Below are 17,651 nucleotides of genomic sequence, written 5' to 3' on the forward strand. Positions count from 1 at the left end.
CGGAGAAGTCACCCCCCGACGATAGTCGGGACGAGCATCCCCCGTGTCCTCGAGAGGCCTCGCGCGGCGCGGGCGTGTGCCGAATCACCCCCGCCGCCCGCTCGTCAGGCGGCCGGCGCCCAGCGCGCGGCGGTCGCGACGACCCGGTCGACCCAGTCGCCGCCGTGCGGCTCGTACGAGTCCGCGAAGAGTCTCAGCACCACGTCCATGACGGCCCGGCGCGGCAGCCCGTGCTCGACCGCGACCCGCTGGAGCGCGGGCTGCTCGATGAGGCGCGTGAACCAGCGGCCGAGCGTGTAGAAGCCGCCGAGCTCGGCGCGCACCCGGGCGTCGTACGCCGTCAGGGCCCGCTCGCGCGCGGCCGGCGACCCGGACGCGAGCGCGTCCGCCGCCGCCTCCGCCGCCAGCCGGCCCGCCTGCATCCCGTACCCGATGCCCTCTCCGTTGAACGGGCTGACCATGCCCGCGGCGTCGCCGACGAGCAGCAGCCCGCGCGACGCGAGCGGCGAGCGGTTGAGACCCATCGGGAGCGCGGCGGCACGCACCGGACCCACCCGGTGCCCGGGCGTCAGTCCCCACTCGGGCGGGAGCCCGGCGGTCCACCGGGCCAGGGCGTCCCGGTAGTCGTGCCCGGCCGCGGACTGCCGCGCGGGCGTCGAGTGCACGGACCCCAGGCCGACGTTGACGGTCCCGTCCGCGAGCGGGAACAGCCACCCGTACCCCGGCAGCGGGGCGGAGCGGCGCGGCTCCCCCGCCCACAGCCGCACGTGGCTCTCCATCCACTCGGCCGCCGGACCGCCGTGCCACGGCGACCCCGCCGGCACGCGGTAGTACGTCCGGACGGCCACACCGAGCGGCCGGTCCTCGCGCCGGGTCAGCCCGACCGCGACCGCGAGCCGCGACGACACCCCGTCCGCGGCGACGACGACCGGCGCCCGGTACTCGACGTCCGGGCCTGCCGCGCGGCCCGCGTCGTCGAGCGGTCGCGCGACCACGCCGACGACGCGTCCCGACCGCTCGTCCAGCGCCGGCCCGCGCACGGCCGTCCGCTCGACGAGCCGTGCCCCCGACGCGGCGGCGTGCCGCGCGAGGACCTCGTCGAGGGACGTCCGCGCGAGCGCCAGCCCGTACGACGGGAAGCTCGCGAGCTCGGGCCACGGCAGCTCGAACGCGCGGTCGTCCGCGACGAGCCGCAGCCCGCGCACCCGCGACCAGCGGTCGTCGTCCGTCGCGACGCCCATGCGGACCAGCTCGCCCACCGCGCGCGGTGTGAGGCCGTCGCCGCACACCTTGTCGCGCGGGAAGGCCGCGCGCTCGAGGAGGACGACGTCGAGCCCGGCCGACGCCGCGTAGTGCGCCGCCGCCGACCCGGCCGGGCCCGCACCGACGACGACGACGTCCGCCGTGACGACCTGCGCCGTCACGACGCGTCGGCCGCCACGTCGTCCGCCGGGCGCGTCGCCCGGTGCAGCGCCACGACCCCGCCGGTGAGGTTGCGGTAGCCGACCTGCGACCACCCCGACCGGTACAGCAGCTCGGACAGGCCGAGCTGGTCGGGCCACGCGGTGATCGACTCGGCGAGGTAGTCGTACGAGCCCTCGTCGCGCGTCAGGGCGCCCGCCACCTTGGGCAGCGCCGCCACGAGGTACTCCTGGTAGACCCGGCGGAACGGCTCCCACGTGGGCGTCGAGAACTCGCACACGACCAGCCGCCCGCCCGGACGCACGACGCGACGCATCTCCCGGAGCGCCCCGTGGACGTCGACGACGTTGCGCAGGCCGAACGAGATGGTCACGGCGTCGAAGCTCGCGTCCGCGAACGGGAGCGCCGTCGCGTCGCCCGCGACGAACGGCAGGTCAGGGCTGCGGCGGCGACCGACGGCCAGCATCCCGACCGACAGGTCGCACGGCACGACGCGGACGTTCGCGTCCGCGTACGGCTCGGACGACGTCCCGGTGCCGGCGGCGAGGTCCAGCACCGTCTCGCCCGGCCTCGCCGCGACGGCCCGGACGGTGGCGCGGCGCCAGCCGCGGTCCTGGCCGAGGGAGAGCACGTCGTTCGCGAGGTCGTAGCGGCGGGCGATGCCGTCGAACATGGACGCGACGTCGGAGGGGGTCTTGTCGAGACCGGCGCGGGGCATGCGGCCCAGGCTATCCGGCCGCGCAGCCCGTCGCGGTGTCGCGGGCCCGTCGCGCATACCCTGGGACCACCATGAGCAGCCTCCCCGCGGACGACGCGCACACGATGTCCAAGGCCGGCGTCTCCGACGCCCGCCCCGCCGTGACACCCCTCGTGGTCCGCACCGCCGCGCTCGACCCGGCGCTGCTCGACGACGGACCGGGTGCCCTCGTCGACCTGCTACCGGTGTCCGACGGCGTCGCGTGGGTCCGCCGCGGCGACGGGCTCGTGGGCTGGGGCGAGGCGCTGCGCCTCGTCACGACGGGCCCCGGACGCTTCGAGGACGCCGCCCGCGCGTGCCGGGAGGCGCTGGCGTCCGCGGTGGTCCGCGACGAGGTCGGCCTGCCCGGCACCGGGCCCGTCGCGTTCGGCTCGTTCACGTTCGGCGACGACGGCCCCAGCGTGGTCGTGGTGCCGCGGGTCGTCGTCGGGCGGCGCGGCGACCGCGCGTGGGTCACGACGATCGACCTCGCGGGCTCCCTCGGGCCCGCACCGAGCGCGGACCTGCTCGACCCGGCGCACCGCAGCCCGGTCGTCTCCCCCGGCGCCGTCAGCTACGCGCCCGGCGCGCGCGACGAGGACGCCTGGACGGACGTCGTCGCCCAGGGGGTCGCGCGCATCCGGTCGGGCGCCCTCGACAAGGTGGTGCTGGCCCGGGACGTCGTCGCCGTCACCGAGAACCCGGTCGACGCGCGGCACCTCCTCGGGCGCCTCGCCCGCGGCTACCCGACCGCGTGGACGTTCTCCGTCGCGGGCATGGTGGGCGCGACCCCTGAGCTGCTCGCGCGGGCCGAGCGCGGGCTCGTCACGTCGCGCGTCCTCGCGGGCACCGTGCGCCGGACCGGCAACGACGACGCCGACCTGGCACGTGCCGCCCAGCTCGCGCACTCGTCCAAGGACCTCGAGGAGCACGAGTACGCCGTCGAGTCCGTGGCGCGCGCGCTCGAGCCGTACTGCTCGTCGACGAACGTCCCCGAGAGCCCCTTCGTGCTCGACCTGCCCAACGTCCTGCACCTCGCGACCGACGTCACCGCCGTGCTGCGCGAGCACACCACGAGCCTCGCGATCGCCGCGGCCCTGCACCCCACGGCCGCCGTCTGCGGCACGCCCACCGCCGCGGCGCGCGACCTCATCACCGAGATCGAGGGTATGGACCGCGCCCGGTACGCCGGACCGGTCGGCTGGTTCGGCGCCGACGGCGACGGCGAGTGGGGCATCGCGCTCCGGTCGGCCGAGATCGGCGGTGGCGTGCACCCGGCCGGCCCCACGGGCGACCCGCGCTCGGTGCGCCTGTTCGCCGGGTGCGGCGTCGTCGCCGCGTCCGACCCGGCCGCGGAGCTGCGCGAGTCCGAGGCCAAGCTCGTCCCGATGCGGTACGCGCTCGACGCCTGACGCCCGGGCCCCCCGGGCTGCCGGCCCGGCGGTGGACATGACGGTGCCCGCGCCGGTCGACAGGAGGCGAGGGGGGTGCCTCCCGGACCGCGCGGGCACCGGGGCGGGCGCGCACCGGAAGGGGGGATCGGGAGCGCCGCGCCGGTCCCGGGACCGGAGGGGGGTCGGTCACCGGGACGGGTGGTCCGGCACGCTCGTCAGGACAGCCCGACGAGCGTGCCGGAGGTGTGATCAGCCTCCGTTGCCGAAGAAGTCACCGAACGGGTTGTCGTCCTGGCCGGACTGGCCGGAGCCGTCGCCCTGGCCGTCCTGGCCCGACTGACCCGAGCCGTCGCCCTGCTGGCCGGAGCCGCCGCCCTGGCCCGACTGACCCGAGCCGTCGCCCTGGCCCGACTGGTCGCCGCCCGAGCTGGCGGTCTGCGAGTCCTCCTTGACGGCGAGCGTCACGTCGACCGTCTTGGACTTGCCGTCGCGGACGAGCGTCAGCTTCACGACGTCGCCGGCCTGGTGGGCCCGGACGTAGCCGGTGAGCGACTCGGCACCCGGCGTCGGGTCGCCGTCGATCGCGACGATCACGTCGCCGTTCTCGACGTCGGCCTTCGCGGCCGGCGAGCCGTCAGACACCGAGCTGACCTTCGCGCCCATGCGGGTCACGCCGTCCGCCGTCGCGGTGCCGTCGGTGAGCGTCACGCCGAGGAAGGCGTGCTTGGCCGTGCCCGAGCTGATGAGCTGCGAGGAGATGTTCTTGCCGACGTTGATCGGGATCGCGAACCCGAGCCCGATCGACCCGGACTCCGAGTCACCGCTCGACGACGAGCTCGAGAGCGTCGCGATGGACGACGTGATGCCGATGACCTGACCCTTCGCGTTGAAGAGCGGGCCACCCGAGTTGCCCGGGTTGACGGCCGCGTCGATCTGGATCGCGTTCGTCACGACGGCGTCGGAGCTGTTGTCGGTCGCCGTCGAGACGGGACGGTCGAGCGCGGACACGATGCCTGTGGTCGCCGTGTTCGCGAGGCCGAGCGGGTTGCCGACCGCGAGGACCGACTCGCCGACCGTGACGTCGTCCGAGTCGGCGAGGGTCGCCGGCTGCAGGTCGGACGGCGGGTCCTGGATCTGCACGACCGCGAGGTCCGACGTCGGGTCGGTGCCCACGATCTTCGCGGTGTAGATGCGGCCGTCGGACAGGGTCACCTGGACCTGGTCGTCCTGCGCACCCGACACCACGTGGTTGTTCGTCAGGACGTGGCCCTTGGAGTCGAGCACGACGCCCGAGCCCTCGGCCTCTCCGTTGCTGAGCTGGACCGAGATCGCGACGACCGACGGGGACACCGTCTTGGTGACGGCTTCCCAGTTCGGGTTCTCCGAGGTGGACCCCGACACGGGGACGGTCGCCTCGTCGGACGAGCGGTCGTTGCCGAGCGACGCGATGTTCGCCGCGCTGCTGCCGTCGTGGTCGTCCAGCGCGTACACGACGCCACCGGTCGCCGCGGCCGCGACGATCGCCGCGGCGGCGACGGAGCCGACGAGCGCGCCCCAGCCGGGACGGCGGCGCTCGCGCTTCGTCGCGGTGGCCGTGGCGGACCCGTCGGCGGGCGGCTGCGCCACGCCGAACGCGGCCCCGGGCTGCGTCGTCGGGTGCTGCGGCGCACCGTGCTGCGCGGTGCCGTGACCCGGCTGCTGCGTGTACGCGGCCTGCTGGCCGTAGGGAGCCTGCTGGCCGTACGGCGACTGCGGCACCTGCTGCTGGCGGGCGTAGCCGCCGTACGCCTGACCGGGCGCCTGCTGGCCGGGCGCCGGCACGGCGGGCTGCTGCAGGGTCGGCTGCGCGGGGGGCGCCGGGACGGGCTGGCGCGGGATCGGCTGGGTCGCGTGCACCTGCGGGGCCGGGTCCTGCTGCGCTGCGGGCTGGTGCGCGGGCTGCTGAGACGGGGTCCCCTGCGGCGACGCGGGGTCCTGCGGAACGCGGTCGTTGTCGTTCGTCGGCTGGCTCATGACCTCTACTTCACACCATCCCTCTGGAGTATGGCTGGACCATTCCTGGGAGTTCGCTACGAGTCGCTCGCGTCGGCATCGCCGCCAGCCCCGAGGACGGCACGCACGGCGGACAGCACCGACCGCGTCACATCGTCCCCTGCGCTCCGACGCCCCGCACGGTCGACGACGGCCTCCACGACCACGAGCCCGTGCGGCGGCTCGGCGAGCGCGGCCGCCAGCGCGGCACGGGACTCGACGCGCACGTGCCTCACCCCGTACGCCGCGCACAGGGCGGCGAGGTCCACGTCGTGCGGCGTGCCGAACACCCGCTCGAACACGTCGGCAGGCGTGGACGCGGCGTCGCCGGGCTCGAGCGTGCTGAAGATCGAGCCGCCCCGGTCGTTCGCGACGACGACCTGGAGGTCCGGCCCGGGCTCCCCGGCCGCCCGCAGCAGGCCGCCCACGTCGTGCAGGAGCGTGAGGTCGCCGAGCAGGGCGCGCGCCCGCCGCGGGCTCCTGGCACCGCCGCGCCCCGGGCGCGCGGCCGCGAGCGCCACGCCCGTGGCCGTCGCGACGAGACCGTCGATGCCCGCGAGGCCGCGGTTCGCGACGACGGTCGGCGGCTCGTCCCACGCGGCGACGAGGTCGAGGTCACGCACCGGGCTGGACGACCCGACGACGAGGACGTCGTCCGGCGTGGACGCGCGGGCGACCTCGGCGGCGACCTGCGGGCCGGTGAGCCCGTCCGCCCGGGTGTCGACGTGCGCGCGCACCGCGGCCGCTGCGGCGGCCGACGCGTCCTGCCAGGTCCGGGTCCAGGCGGCGGCCGCTGCTGTCGGGTCGACCGGTCGCAGCCATGCCCCGGGCAGCGACGGGAGCACGACGGCGGCGTGCCGGGCGGCGTCGGGCCACGGTCCGGCACCGGGCGCGACGACGACCACCTCCACGTCGTGGGGGGCGAGCCCCCCGGCGAGCAGCCGCTGGACCGGGCGCGACAGCGTCGGACGTCCCAGCACGACCACGCGCCGCACGCGGTCACCGAGCCCACCGAGCACCAGCGGGTGCGCGACGACCCGGGCAGGGCCGCTCGCGGCACCGGACGACGGCTCGGCGAGCAGCGGCCACCCGCGCGCCTCCGCGAGGGCCCGGGCGGCCGGTCCGGCGCCGTCCCCCGCGACGACCACGGTCTCGACGACGTCCGCGGCCAGCGCGGGCGGCAGGTCCACGTCGACGGGGGGTGCGGGCGCGACGACGACGGGCGGGCGGGCGGGCGCCCCGATGGCGGCGTCGGCCGGGTCGTCCCGGGTGGCGGCCGGGACGAGCGGGTCGCGGTAGGCGAGGTCGAGATGCACCGGCCCGGGGTGGCCCGACCGGGTACCGCGGGCGGCGGCGACGGCCCGCGCGGCGAGGTGGTCGAGGTCGCGGAGCTCGCCGGGCCGTCCGTCGGGGGCGGGCACGTCGACGGTGAGCCGGGTCGCGCCGGCAAAGATCCCGACCTGCTCGGTGGTCTGGTTGGCGCCCGTGCCGCGCAGCTCGTGCGGGCGGTCGGCGGTGAGCAGGAGCAGCGGCACGCCCGCGTGGTGCGCCTCGAGGACGGCGGGGTGCAGGTTCGCGACCGCGGTCCCGGACGTCGTGACGACGGCGACGGGTGCCGCGACGGCACTCGCGACCGGAGCGGCCGCTGCGCCCGGCGCGCTCAGCGCGCTGCCGCGGGCGAGCCCGAGGGCGAGGAACGCGGCGTCCCGCTCGTCCACCCGGACGTGCAGGTCGATGCGCCCGGCGGCCGCGAGCTCCGCCGCGGCGAGGGCGAGCGGCGCGCTGCGCGAGCCCGGCGCGACGACGACGTCCCGGACACCCAGCACCGCCAGCGCGTCGAGCAGACGGTGGGCGGCACGGACGGACGGTGGGAGCGCGGGCACCCTCCGAGGTTAGCCGCGCGCGGAGCCCGGCTCCGACCGAGGGGCCCCTGCCCGGCAGGTGAACCCGCGGGCCACACGGGCCTGCTCAGGCGAGCGATCGCACCCGGGCGAGCCGCCGCACCCACGCGTCCTGCACCTCCGACGACGCGCGTGCGGCGTCGAGCAGCGCCGGGTCGGGCGTCACGTGGTGCCCGGGCCCGGTCGGGACGGGGATCGCGCCGTCGACGGGCAGGAGCGACGGCGCGACGTCCCGGACGAGCAGCTGCGCGGTCGCGAGACCGCACGCGTGCGGCAGGTCGGGCAGCGCGGCGGCGAGCGCCACGCCCGCGGCGAGCCCGACGGACGACTCGAGAGCGGACGACACGACGACCGGCAGCCCGACCTCCTCGGCGAGCCGCAGGCACGCCCGCACCCCGCCGAGCGGCTGCACCTTGAGCACCACGATGTCGGCGGCCTCGGCCCGGACGACGGCGAGCGGGTCCTCGGCCCGGCGGATCGACTCGTCCGCCGCGACGGGCACGTGCCCACCGCGTCGCACCGCGGCGAGCCCGTCGACGGTCGCACAGGGCTGCTCGACGTACTCCAGCCCTCCAGCGGCGCGGTCGAGCAGGGGCAGCCGGCGGAGGGCGTCGTCGACGTCCCAGCCGCCGTTCGCGTCGATCCGGACGCGTCCGCCCGGGCCGAGCGCGTCGGCGACCGCGGCGATGCGCTCGATCTCCGCGCCCACGGGCTCGGGGTCGCCGCGCGTCCCGTCGGGCCGCAGCGGACGTTCCGCGACCTTGACCTTCGCGGTCCGGCAACCGCCGGACGCGCGGACGATCTCCGCGGCACGCTCGGGCCCGACCGCCGGCACGGTGACGTTCACGGGGACGGACGTCCGGACGGGCTCCGGCCACCCCTCGACCGCGGCCTCGCGGGCGGCGCGCCACCAGGCGTGCGACTCGGCGTCGCCGTAGTCCCAGAAGGGCGAGAACTCGCCCCAGCCCGCCGGCCCGCGGACGAGCAGCCCGTCGCGGACGTCGAGCCCGCGGAACCGGGTGCGCATCGGCGTGGACCACACGACGGGGACGTCGAGACCGTCCTGGTCCGGGTACCGGGCCGGGCCGGCGTCCGACGCGGGGGTCATGCGCCGTCCTCGCCCGAGACGGTCCGCACGAGCTCCCGCATGCGGGCGAGCGCGACGGGCCGGACCGGCCGCCCCTCGGACAGTCCCGTCAGCGCCGCGCCGTCGACGACCGCGATGACGAGCTGCGGCGACAGGTCCAGGCCCAACCGGTCGAGCAGGTCGCGGACGGTGTCGTCGAGCTGGGTGCGCGTCGCCGCGTAGGTGCGGCCGAGGACGTCGGAGCGGCCCGCGACGACCAGGTGCTCGTAGAAGCCGCGCACCGCCGCGTCGTCCCCGCTCGGGCCGAGCGCGTCGACGATGCGCTCCGCCCGGCCCTCGGGGGTGTCGGGCAGGTCCGTCCGCTCCGCGACCTCGCGCGTGTGCGCGGTCCACCGGGAGACGAGGAGCCGGCCCGCGGCCTCGACGAGCTCGTCGAGGCCAGAGAAGTAGTAGGTGGTGGCCGCCAGGGGGACGTCGGCCCGGGCGGCGACCGTCCGGTGGGTCACCGAGGTCGGCCCGTTCTCGAGGATCAGCTCGGCGGCCGCGCGCACGATCGCGTCGCGACGCTGCGTGCCGCGGGTCTGACGCCTCGGCTCGGCCGCCGGACGACGCGGACGCTGACCGGCGACGCGCGGCCGGTCGGCGCCGGACGCGCCGGCCGTCCCGGGCGCGGACTGCGGGCGGTCGGCGCGGACCGGCCGCTCGGGACGCTCAGCCGTCACGGCTCCCCCCTCAGCCGGCGCGGCGCTTCGTTGCCGTGGCGCATGCTCTCTCCCCTGACCCCCCGTCGACGTAGCCGACACCGTACTCGCCCTAGAGTGGACCGGTGAGCAGCCTCCCCGCACGCGTGTCCGAGACCTTCGACCCGAAGCGGTGGCGGACCGTCGCCGGGTTCGAGGACCTCACCGACATCACGTACCACCGCGGGGTCGACCGCTCCGGGCCCGACGGCGAGCGCGACCTGTCCGTCGTCCGCGTCGCGTTCGACCGGCCCGAGGTCCGCAACGCGTTCCGCCCGCACACCGTCGACGAGCTGTACCGCGTGCTGGACCACGCGCGCACGACGTCCGACGTCGGCACCGTCCTGCTCACGGGCAACGGCCCCAGCCCGAAGGACGGCGGCTGGGCGTTCTGCTCGGGCGGCGACCAGCGCATCCGCGGCCGCTCCGGGTACCAGTACACGACCGCGGTCGAGGACCCTGCCGGCGGCGCAGCCGTGCTCGGGGAGACCGCCGACGCCGTGGACCCCGCCCGCGCGGGCCGCCTGCACATCCTCGAGGTGCAGCGCCTCATCCGGACCATGCCGAAGGTCGTCATCGCCGTCGTCAACGGGTGGGCCGCCGGCGGCGGGCACTCGCTGCACGTCGTCGCCGACCTGTCCCTCGCGTCGCGCGAGCACGCCCGCTTCAAGCAGACGGACGCGAACGTCGGGTCGTTCGACGGCGGGTACGGGTCCGCGTACCTCGCCAAGCAGGTCGGGCAGAAGCGCGCCCGCGAGATCTTCTTCCTCGCCCGTGAGTACTCCGCGCAGGACGCCTACGCGTGGGGCGCCGTCAACGAGGTCGCCGACCACGCCGACCTCGAGGACCTCGCCCTCGAGTACGCCGCGACCATCGCGACCAAGTCGCCGCAGGCGATCCGCATGCTGAAGTTCGCGTTCAACCTCGCCGACGACGGGCTCATGGGCCAGCAGGTCTTCGCGGGCGAGGCCACCCGGCTGGCGTACCTCACCGACGAGGCGGTCGAGGGACGCGACGCGTTCCTCGAGCGCCGCGACCCGGACTGGTCCGGGTTCCCGTACGCGTACTGACCGGTCACGACGAGCAGGGCTGACCTGCGTCGGGACGCGACCGGAGGCGCACGGCGAGACCCGCGCCGCCGCGGCGCATGACGTGCGCGTGCGACCACGCGAACGCGGGGCTCGCGACCGGGCCGAGCGCGTTCATCCAGCCGCGCGTGGTCGCGACGTCCCACCCGACGACGACGCGGGTGCCCACGGGTCCGGGATCCTTGTCGCACCGGCCGCCCGGGCGTGCGTCCGCCGGCGCGAGGTCGACCGTCCCCCGTCCGACGAGGTCGCCGCGGACCGCGAACGTCGCCGCGACGGGCGGGCGGGCCGCGACGAGCGCGAGCTCGATCCGCAGCGTGAACCCGAACGGCGAGCGGTAGCGCAGGCGGGCGCGGGAGCCCACGTGATCGCGCGCGGCCGGTCCGAGCTCCACGACGTCCCCCGCAAGCCCCGGCCACCACGACGGCCACGACAGCGCCGGGTCGGCGAGGACCGCCCAGCACGCCTCCACGGGCGCGTCGAGCAGCCACGTGGTCTCGAACCGGTAGCGCCGCACGTCACGCACGCTACGGCCGGGCACCCGTCGTCGCACGCACCCGCCGCACGCACCCGGCCTGCGTGCAGCGGGCCGACGAGTGCGACAGGGTGGGACGCGATGAGCGATACCGACCGCGACGACCTCCCGACCGAGCAACCCTCGTCCCAGCAGCCCGACGGCACCCGCCACGACGCGACGCCTCGACGCCGCCTGCTCCCCCGGTGGGCGCGGTGGACGCTCGCCGGCGTCCTGGCGGTGCTGGTGTGCGCGGTGTGGGGCGTCACGACGGCCCGGACGGAAGGCAGCCTCGGCCCCAACGAGGCGACGTACGCGGTCACGACCGACGGCGAGGTGACGGTCGACCTCGGCCCCCTGGGCACGCTCGTGGTCGACTCCCCCGCACCGCTGAACCTCGGCGTCGGGGTCACCGTGCACGAGATCCCCGCCGAGCTGACCTCGCTCAACCAGGCGCAGACGCTGTCCGTGCTCGGCGGCGACCTCGACTCCTACCTGCAGTTCTTCGCGACCCCCGAGACGACCGCCCGACGGGTCGCCACCGACCTGGCCGTCGACGCCGCGTGGCGGACGCTCGGCGCACTCGTCGTCGTCGCCGCCGTCGGCGCCGCGGGGTTCTTCCTGCTCGGCGCCGCCCGCCGCCGCGAGCTCGGGGCGCGGGCGTCCGCGCACACCGGGAAGCTCGCCGTCGGGACGGTCGTCGTGCTCGTCGCCGTCGTGGGACTCACCGCGAGCGAGGAGCGGGCCGAGCTCCCGCCCGCAGAGTCCACCCCCGTCCTCGCCGGGACACCGCTCGAGGGCGCCCGCATCACCGGGCGTCTCGCCGGCGTCATCGACACCTACGGCACGCAGCTCATCGCGCAGTACCGCAGCTCGCAGTCGTTCTACGCGCGTGCCGACGCCAGCCTGGGCCGGGCGTTCGACGTCCGGGACGCGCTGGACCGGGCGGCGGGGACGTCCTCGGGCGCGGCCGGAACTGACGGGACAGGCGCCAGCGCCGCGCCGCCGACGCTCGGCGCCGACCTCGGCGCGGCGGCGCTGCCGACCCCGTCCCCCGACACGTCGCACGTCGTCACCGCGCTCGTCGTGTCCGACCTGCACTGCAACACCGGCATGGCACCCCTCATCACGACCGCCGCCGAACGGTCCGGCGCGCAGCTCGTCCTCGACGGCGGAGACACGACCATCAACGGCACCAGCGTCGAGCAGGTGTGCGTCGACTCGTTCGCCGACGCGGTCCCCGACGGGGTCAAGGTCGTCGTCTCCGACGGCAACCACGACTCCCGGCTCGTGTCCGGGTTCGAGAAGAAGCGCGGCTGGACCGTCCTCGACGGCTCCGTGACGACGGTCGAGGGCATCCGGATCCTCGGCGACCGCGACGTCCTCGAGACCCGGATCGGTGTCGCGTCCCGCCCGAGCGGCAGCACCACCCCGGCGGAGCAGCAGCAGGCGCTCGCCGACGCGGCGTGCGCGGCGCGGTCCGACGACGGCACCCCCGGCGTCGACCTCCTGCTCATCCACGACCCGACCATCGGCGGGCCCGCGCTCGAGACCGGCTGCGTGCCGGACCAGGTGTCCGGACACCTGCACCGACGCATCGACCCGACGCAGGTCGGCCTCGGCATCCGGTACGTGAGCTCGTCCACCGCCGGTGCGACGCTCGGGCAGCCCACCGTTGGACCGCTGCACGGGACCGCCGAGATGACCGTCCTGCGGTTCGACACGCAGGCGCACCGCATCCTCGACTGGCAGCTCGTGCAGGTCACCAAGAAGGGCGTCGCGACCGTCGGGCCGCGGCAGGAGTGGCCGACCCCGTCGTCCACGCCCGTGCCGCTCGGTCCGCTGCCGCCGGGCGACTGACGTCCGCGGGCGGCGCGCCGGCACCTGCGGTTCGTGACGCCAAGCACCGGGGCCGGGCGACGCGCGGCTGCGGTGCTCGGCGGCACGAACCGGAGGTCAGGCCGCCGGGTCGGATCGGTCAGCAGGCTCCGGCTCGACCGCGCGACGCAGGGCCGCGAGCACGCCCGCGGCGTCGAGCGTGCCGAGCACGCCCGGGTGGTCGGCGCGCGCGTCGGCGGGGGCGTCGGACGGCAGGACCGCCACCCGCCCGCCGACCCCGGCACCGGCCTCCGCGCCACCCGCCCCCGTGGACGCCTCGGCGACGGCCTCGAGCGCGGCGGCGAGCGTGTCGCCCACGCGGACGACGGGCGCGTCCGGCGCCGGCGGCCCGCCCGCGGTCGCGTCCTCGCGCGACACCCGCGTGATGCCGAGCAGGCGCACGGGCGCGCCGTCGCCGACGAGGTCGCTGACCGCGTCGGTCGCCGGGCGCGAGAGCACGGCGACGGGGTCGTCGAGCTGCTCGACCACGCCGCCCCGGCTGAACACGGCCACCCGGTCGCCCAGGCGCACGGCCTCGTCGATGTCGTGCGTGACGAGCATGACCGTCGTGCCGAGCTCGCGCTGGATACGGTGGAACTCCTCCTGGAGGCGGCGGCGCCCCGCAGGGTCGACGGCACCGAACGGCTCGTCCATGAGCAGGACGGGCGGGTCGGTCGCGAGCGCCCGCGCCACGCCGACGCGCTGCTGCTCGCCGCCGGACAGCTCGTGCGGGTACCGCTTGCCGTACCGGTCGGGGTCGAGCCCGACGAGCTCGAGCAGCTCGGACGCGCGGGCCCGCGCACGCCGCCGGTCCCAGCCCACGAGCCCGGGGACGGTCGCGACGTTCTGCGCGACGGTCCGGTGCGGGAACAGGCCGACGCTCTGGATGACGTACCCCATGGACCGTCGCAGCCGGACGCGGTCCTCGCGGGTCACGTCGGTGCCCTCGACGACGATCCGCCCCGACGTGGGCTCGACGAGCCGGTTCGTCATGCGCAGCGTCGTCGACTTGCCGCAGCCGGACGGTCCGACGAGCGCGAGGATCTCGTGCCGGCGCACCGCGAGCGACAGGTCACCGACCGCGACCGTGCCGTCGGCGTACTCCTTGCGGACGTGCTCGAAGACGATCGCGTCGTCTGCCGCCGTGCGCCCCGAGGTGCTGGACCCCGGACGACGGTCCAAGGGCTGGTTGTCGACCATCGTCCGACCGTACCGGCGTGCACTCGCACAGGCCCTGCGGGGACGCCCGTCCGACCGGCCCACCCGGCGAGAGTCGGTGCGCCCCGCTAGGTTCGACGGGTGCCGGACAACCCGTGGTTCTCGTGGAGCTACGTCACCTCGAGCTGGGACGAGCTCAGCACGCTGCTGTGGCAGCACGCGCTCATCACGGTCGAGGCGGTGCTCATCGCGTTCGTCGTGTCGGTGCCGCTGGCTGCGCTCGCGGCGCGCGTGCGGTGGCTCGCAGGGCCCATCCTCGCGGGCACGTCCGCGCTCTACACCATCCCGTCGCTCGCCCTGTTCGCGATCCTGGCCCCGGTGCTCGGCATCGGCCGCACGTCCGTGCTGGTCGGGCTCGTGCTGTACGCGCTGGTGATCCTCGTGCGGAACACGCTCGCCGGGCTCCAGTCGGTCGACCCGGCGGTCCTCGACGCGGCCCGCGGGCTCGGGTTCGGCAGGTTCCGGCGCTTCTGGTCCGTCGAGCTCCCGGGGGCGCTGCCCGGCATCCTCGCCGGCCTGCGCCTCGCGACCGTGTCGACCGTGGCGCTCGTGACCGTGGGCGTCGTCGTGGGCTACGGCGGGCTCGGCACCCTGATCCTGCGCGGCTTCCAGAGCTTCTACCGGGCCGAGATCATGACGGCCACGCTCCTGTGCCTGCTGCTGGCGCTCGTCCTCGACGTCGTCATCTGGGCGGTCGGCCGTGCGCTCACGCCCTGGCGACGAGGGGCGGGCGCATGAGCGACAACGTCCTGCACGACGCGTTCGTCTGGCTCAACGACCCGCTCAACTGGCAGGGGCCCGACGGCATCCTCACCCTGACCGCGCAGCACCTCGGGATGACGGCGGCAGCGGTCGGCATCGCCGCGGTGATCGCGCTCCCGCTCGGTACCTGGCTGGGGCACGTCCGCCGGTTCGACCGGTTCAGCGCCGGCCTGCTCGTCGCCGCGAACACCTCACGTGCCCTTCCCACGCTGGGCGTCATCCTGCTGCTCGCCACGGCCGGGCTGTTCGGGAACACCGCGACCGTGATCGCGGCCGCGCTGTTCGCGATCCCCGTGATCCTCACGAACACCTACACGGGCGTGCGGGGCGTCGACGCGGGCGTGACGGACGCCGCGCGCGGCGTCGGCATGGGCGGGACCCGCATCGTCTGGCAGGTCGAGCTCCCGCTCGCGGTACCGCTCGTCGCGGCCGGGCTGCGCACCACGATCGTGCAGGTGGTCGCCACGATCCCGCTCGCGGCGCTCGCGGGCGGCGGTGGCCTCGGCCAGATCATCAACCTGGGGTTCGGCACGCAGAACTACGGCCAGGTGCTCGCCGGGGGGCTGCTCATCGCCGTCCTGTGCCTCGTGATCGACGGGATCCTCGCCGTCCTCCAACGGGTCGTCACGCCGCGCCCGCTGCGGGTGTCCGGGCGGCCGCGGACCGCCTGACCTGCACGCCCGCGCGGCGCCGGCCACGCCACCGGTTGCCGGGACCGGTCCCGCGTCATCGAATGGCACCTTGAGAAGCCTGCGTGCGACCCCTCGCACAGCCGCCACGCCCCGAACGGTCAGGAGCAGCACGATGTCACCCTCCCTCCGCCCCGCACCTCTCGGCTCCCCACGCCGCCGCAGCGCCGGCACCCGCACGCTGCGGGCCGCCACCACCGTCGTCGCGGCGCTCGGCCTCGCCGCGTCGCTGGCCGCCTGCGGCGACTCCGGGTCGTCCGGCACCAAGGCGCCCGCCGCCACGGGCAGCGCCGCCGCGGCGACCTGCGACCCGGTCTCCGGCGACCAGCTCGTCGTGCTCACGGACGACAAGCACCTCCAGACCGTCGACAACATCATCCCGGCGCTCAACGCGAAGGCCGTCGAGGGCGACGAGGCGCTGGTACCGCTGCTCGATGCGGTGTCGGCGTCGTTCACGACGGATGACCTCATCGCGATGAACAAGGCGGTGGACGTCGACCGCCAGAAGTCGATCGTCGTCGCCAAGCAGTTCTTCGACGACCACGGGCTCGCGGCCCAGGACTCGGGCGTGGGGACGGGCAAGAAGGTCGTCATCGGCGCGGCGAACTTCTCCGAGAACCAGACGCTCGCCTACCTGTACCAGGACGTGCTGGTGTCGGCGGGCTACACCGTGACGGTGAAGACGGTGGGCAACCGCGAGCTGTACCTCCAGCAGCTCGAGAAGGGCGACCTCACGATGGTGCCCGAGTACACCGGGACGCTGACCGAGTTCCTCAACCAGAAGATCAACGGCTCGGACGCGGAGCCGAAGGCCAGCAGCGACCTCAACGCGACGGTCACGGCGCTGACGGACCTCGGCAAGCAGGTCGGTCTGACGTTCGGCAAGCCCGCGCAGGGGGCCGACCAGAACGCGTTCGCCGTGACGAACACGTTCGCGGACCAGCACCAGGTCAAGACCCTCTCCGACCTGGCGAGCAAGTGCGGCAACCTGGCGCTCGGCGGCCCGCCGGAGTGCACGGAGCGGCCGTTCTGCCAGCCCGGCCTCGAGAAGACCTACGGTCTGACGTTCTCCAAGTTCACGTCCCTCGACGCCGGCGGCCCGCTCACCAAGACCGCGATCCTCAAGGGCCGCGTCGCCATCGGGCTCGTGTTCAGCTCGGACGGCCAGCTCGGAGGGTCCGACCCGACGGCGACGAGCACGAGCTGACGCGCGTCGCCACGACGTGAGGCCGCCCACCACCCCGCGGGGTCGGTGGGCGGCCTCACGTCGTCGCGGCCCCAGCCCCCGGGTCGCTGCGGCTCAGCCCGGCTCGACGGCGGGCGACCCGGCCCGCCGCGTCCGCGCGGCGCCGGCGCGGTCCTCGTGGTCGAGCTCCGGGTTGAGGGTCGCGAGCAGGCGCGCGTGCACGGCTCCCTCAGGGCGCAGCGCCGGGTCGGTCCCGCGGCCGGCGAAGGCGTCGACGAGGTGCTGGATCTGCGCACCCAGCGCGCGCAGCTCCTCGGCGGTGGCCCAGAATCCGGCCGTCGTGAACGTCACCGTCGAGACCCACTCGGGCGGCAGGGTCGCGGACGTCGCGAAGAAGCGGGCGAGGCGGGTCGCCTCGTGCTGCAGGTAGGCGGCGCTGATCACGCCGGACTCCTGCACGGAGCGGGCGTCGTGCGGGTCGGGCTCGAGCGACCGGTGCCGGTGCGCGGGTCGCCACGGCTTCTCCCGGCCGGTCGCCGCCGCACGCTCGATGAAGCCGGCCTTCTCGAGCTGGCGCAGGTGGAACGACGCGTTCGCGACGCTCTGCCCCGTGAGCTCGCCGAGCTCGCTCGCCGTGGCCTCACCGAGCTCGTCGAGCTGTGCGAGGAGCTCGACGCGCAGCGGGTGCGCGAAGGCCCGCAGGACGACCGGGTCGTCCGTCCGGAAGACGGCGCGCTCGGAGACCGCTGGTGCGGTGCCCTCGCCGGTCGTGCGCGCGACGCCGTCGGTCACAGCGGACGCTCGAGCCCGGCCTCGTTCCGACGGCGCTCGTCACGCCGGCGACGCAGCTCGTTCTCGCGCTCGACGCGGAACGTCTCGTGGTGCGCCGGGCGCTCGGACGGCCCGCGGACGGTCATGAAGTGGACCTCGAACATGGTGCCCTCCCGCTGACGAGGGGCCGCCGACGCGACCCGATATCCGCAACAGTAGTTGCGCAACATTCCT

The 17,651-nt window shown here is 75.8% G+C and carries 16 protein-coding genes; 6 read left to right on the plus strand and 10 right to left on the minus strand.

Annotated elements, in window-relative coordinates; translation table 11 throughout:
- Nucleotides 1–104 precede the first annotated feature (104 nt).
- On the minus strand, nucleotides 105–1,424 hold the full coding sequence (locus CLV34_RS04180) for a geranylgeranyl reductase family protein (protein ID WP_100348925.1): 1,320 nt from the start codon (nucleotides 1,422–1,424) through the stop codon (nucleotides 105–107).
- Nucleotides 1,421–2,140, minus strand: a complete 720-nt coding sequence (locus CLV34_RS04185; protein ID WP_100348926.1) for a demethylmenaquinone methyltransferase — start codon at nucleotides 2,138–2,140, stop codon at nucleotides 1,421–1,423. The genes CLV34_RS04180 and CLV34_RS04185 overlap by 4 nt, the downstream gene beginning before the upstream one ends.
- 71 nt (nucleotides 2,141–2,211) lie before the next feature.
- On the opposite strand from CLV34_RS04185, the gene CLV34_RS04190 reads away from it, so the two are divergent.
- Entirely contained in the window at nucleotides 2,212–3,570 is a 1,359-nt protein-coding gene (locus CLV34_RS04190; RefSeq protein WP_425436171.1) for an isochorismate synthase, read from the plus strand.
- A gap of 231 nt (nucleotides 3,571–3,801) precedes the next feature.
- Here CLV34_RS04190 and CLV34_RS04195 read toward each other — a convergent pair whose 3' ends face one another.
- The 4 genes from CLV34_RS04195 to CLV34_RS04210 form a co-directional block, all read right to left on the minus strand.
- On the minus strand, nucleotides 3,802–5,565 hold the full coding sequence (locus CLV34_RS04195; RefSeq protein ID WP_211289338.1) for a S1C family serine protease: 1,764 nt from the start codon (nucleotides 5,563–5,565) through the stop codon (nucleotides 3,802–3,804).
- A 56-nt stretch (nucleotides 5,566–5,621) separates the two neighbouring features.
- On the minus strand, nucleotides 5,622–7,466 hold the full coding sequence (menD, locus tag CLV34_RS04200) for a 2-succinyl-5-enolpyruvyl-6-hydroxy-3-cyclohexene-1-carboxylic-acid synthase (RefSeq protein ID WP_100348927.1): 1,845 nt from the start codon (nucleotides 7,464–7,466) through the stop codon (nucleotides 5,622–5,624).
- A gap of 85 nt (nucleotides 7,467–7,551) precedes the next feature.
- Nucleotides 7,552–8,592 carry an o-succinylbenzoate synthase gene (locus tag CLV34_RS04205; RefSeq protein WP_100348928.1) on the minus strand — a complete coding sequence of 347 codons (1,041 nt, stop codon included), beginning with the start codon at nucleotides 8,590–8,592 and terminating at the stop codon, nucleotides 7,552–7,554.
- Nucleotides 8,589–9,293: a TetR/AcrR family transcriptional regulator gene (locus CLV34_RS04210; protein WP_157803686.1), complete on the minus strand. Its 705-nt coding sequence runs from the start codon at nucleotides 9,291–9,293 to the stop codon at nucleotides 8,589–8,591. Before CLV34_RS04210 ends, CLV34_RS04205 begins: the two co-directional genes overlap by 4 nt.
- Before the next feature lie 104 nt (nucleotides 9,294–9,397).
- On the opposite strand from CLV34_RS04210, the gene CLV34_RS04215 reads away from it, so the two are divergent.
- The gene (locus CLV34_RS04215; RefSeq protein WP_100348930.1) at nucleotides 9,398–10,381 is read left to right on the plus strand and encodes a 1,4-dihydroxy-2-naphthoyl-CoA synthase; all 984 of its coding nucleotides are present in this window, start codon (nucleotides 9,398–9,400) and stop codon (nucleotides 10,379–10,381) included.
- A gap of 4 nt (nucleotides 10,382–10,385) precedes the next feature.
- On the opposite strand, the gene CLV34_RS04220 is transcribed toward CLV34_RS04215, so the two are convergent.
- Nucleotides 10,386–10,916: an SRPBCC family protein gene (locus tag CLV34_RS04220; RefSeq protein WP_157803687.1), complete on the minus strand. Its 531-nt coding sequence runs from the start codon at nucleotides 10,914–10,916 to the stop codon at nucleotides 10,386–10,388.
- A gap of 99 nt (nucleotides 10,917–11,015) precedes the next feature.
- Between CLV34_RS04220 and CLV34_RS04225 the strand changes: the two genes are divergently transcribed.
- On the plus strand, nucleotides 11,016–12,773 hold the full coding sequence (locus CLV34_RS04225) for a metallophosphoesterase family protein (protein WP_157803688.1): 1,758 nt from the start codon (nucleotides 11,016–11,018) through the stop codon (nucleotides 12,771–12,773).
- Between the two features lie 96 nt (nucleotides 12,774–12,869).
- Here the strand turns inward: CLV34_RS04225 and CLV34_RS04230 are convergent, their stop codons facing one another.
- Nucleotides 12,870–13,991: an ABC transporter ATP-binding protein gene (locus CLV34_RS04230; protein ID WP_100348932.1), complete on the minus strand. Its 1,122-nt coding sequence runs from the start codon at nucleotides 13,989–13,991 to the stop codon at nucleotides 12,870–12,872.
- Between the two features lie 99 nt (nucleotides 13,992–14,090).
- Here CLV34_RS04230 and CLV34_RS04235 point away from each other — a divergent pair, with 99 nt between their 5' ends.
- The 3 genes from CLV34_RS04235 to CLV34_RS04245 all read left to right on the plus strand — a co-directional run bounded on the left by CLV34_RS04235 (nucleotide 14,091) and on the right by CLV34_RS04245 (nucleotide 16,667).
- Complete coding sequence (locus CLV34_RS04235; protein ID WP_100348933.1) at nucleotides 14,091–14,747, plus strand: ABC transporter permease; 657 nt, start codon at nucleotides 14,091–14,093, stop codon at nucleotides 14,745–14,747.
- Nucleotides 14,744–15,442, plus strand: coding sequence for an ABC transporter permease (locus CLV34_RS04240; RefSeq protein WP_100348934.1), 699 nt, complete (start codon nucleotides 14,744–14,746; stop codon nucleotides 15,440–15,442). The genes CLV34_RS04235 and CLV34_RS04240 overlap by 4 nt, the downstream gene beginning before the upstream one ends.
- 133 nt (nucleotides 15,443–15,575) lie before the next feature.
- The gene (locus tag CLV34_RS04245; protein ID WP_100348935.1) at nucleotides 15,576–16,667 is read left to right on the plus strand and encodes a glycine betaine ABC transporter substrate-binding protein; all 1,092 of its coding nucleotides are present in this window, start codon (nucleotides 15,576–15,578) and stop codon (nucleotides 16,665–16,667) included.
- A 93-nt stretch (nucleotides 16,668–16,760) separates the two neighbouring features.
- Here the strand turns inward: CLV34_RS04245 and CLV34_RS04250 are convergent, their stop codons facing one another.
- A complete protein-coding gene (locus tag CLV34_RS04250; RefSeq protein ID WP_100348936.1) occupies nucleotides 16,761–17,438 on the minus strand; it encodes a winged helix-turn-helix domain-containing protein in 678 nt (225 codons plus the stop codon).
- Entirely contained in the window at nucleotides 17,435–17,581 is a 147-nt protein-coding gene (locus tag CLV34_RS16280; RefSeq protein WP_157803689.1) for a hypothetical protein, read from the minus strand. Before CLV34_RS16280 ends, CLV34_RS04250 begins: the two co-directional genes overlap by 4 nt.
- Between the last annotated feature and the right edge of the window lie 70 nt (nucleotides 17,582–17,651).

Source organism: Luteimicrobium subarcticum (genome assembly GCF_002798015.1).
Taxonomy (GTDB): Bacteria; Actinomycetota; Actinomycetes; order Actinomycetales; family Cellulomonadaceae; genus Luteimicrobium; species Luteimicrobium subarcticum.

Excerpts from the sequence above, each read along its gene's own strand:
- CLV34_RS04185 (WP_100348926.1), bottom strand. The coding sequence starts at position 2,140 with ATGCCCCGCGCCGGTCTCGACAAGACCCCCTCCGACGTCGCGTCCATG.
- CLV34_RS04190 (WP_425436171.1), top strand. The coding sequence starts at position 2,212 with ATGAGCAGCCTCCCCGCGGACGACGCGCACACGATGTCCAAGGCCGGC.
- CLV34_RS04195 (WP_211289338.1), bottom strand. The coding sequence starts at position 5,565 with ATGAGCCAGCCGACGAACGACAACGACCGCGTTCCGCAGGACCCCGCG.
- CLV34_RS04205 (WP_100348928.1), bottom strand. The coding sequence starts at position 8,592 with ATGACCCCCGCGTCGGACGCCGGCCCGGCCCGGTACCCGGACCAGGAC.
- CLV34_RS04225 (WP_157803688.1), top strand. The coding sequence starts at position 11,016 with ATGAGCGATACCGACCGCGACGACCTCCCGACCGAGCAACCCTCGTCC.
- CLV34_RS04230 (WP_100348932.1), bottom strand. The coding sequence starts at position 13,991 with ATGGTCGACAACCAGCCCTTGGACCGTCGTCCGGGGTCCAGCACCTCG.
- CLV34_RS04240 (WP_100348934.1), top strand. The coding sequence starts at position 14,744 with ATGAGCGACAACGTCCTGCACGACGCGTTCGTCTGGCTCAACGACCCG.
- CLV34_RS04245 (WP_100348935.1), top strand. The coding sequence starts at position 15,576 with ATGTCACCCTCCCTCCGCCCCGCACCTCTCGGCTCCCCACGCCGCCGC.
- CLV34_RS16280 (WP_157803689.1), bottom strand. The coding sequence starts at position 17,581 with ATGTTCGAGGTCCACTTCATGACCGTCCGCGGGCCGTCCGAGCGCCCG.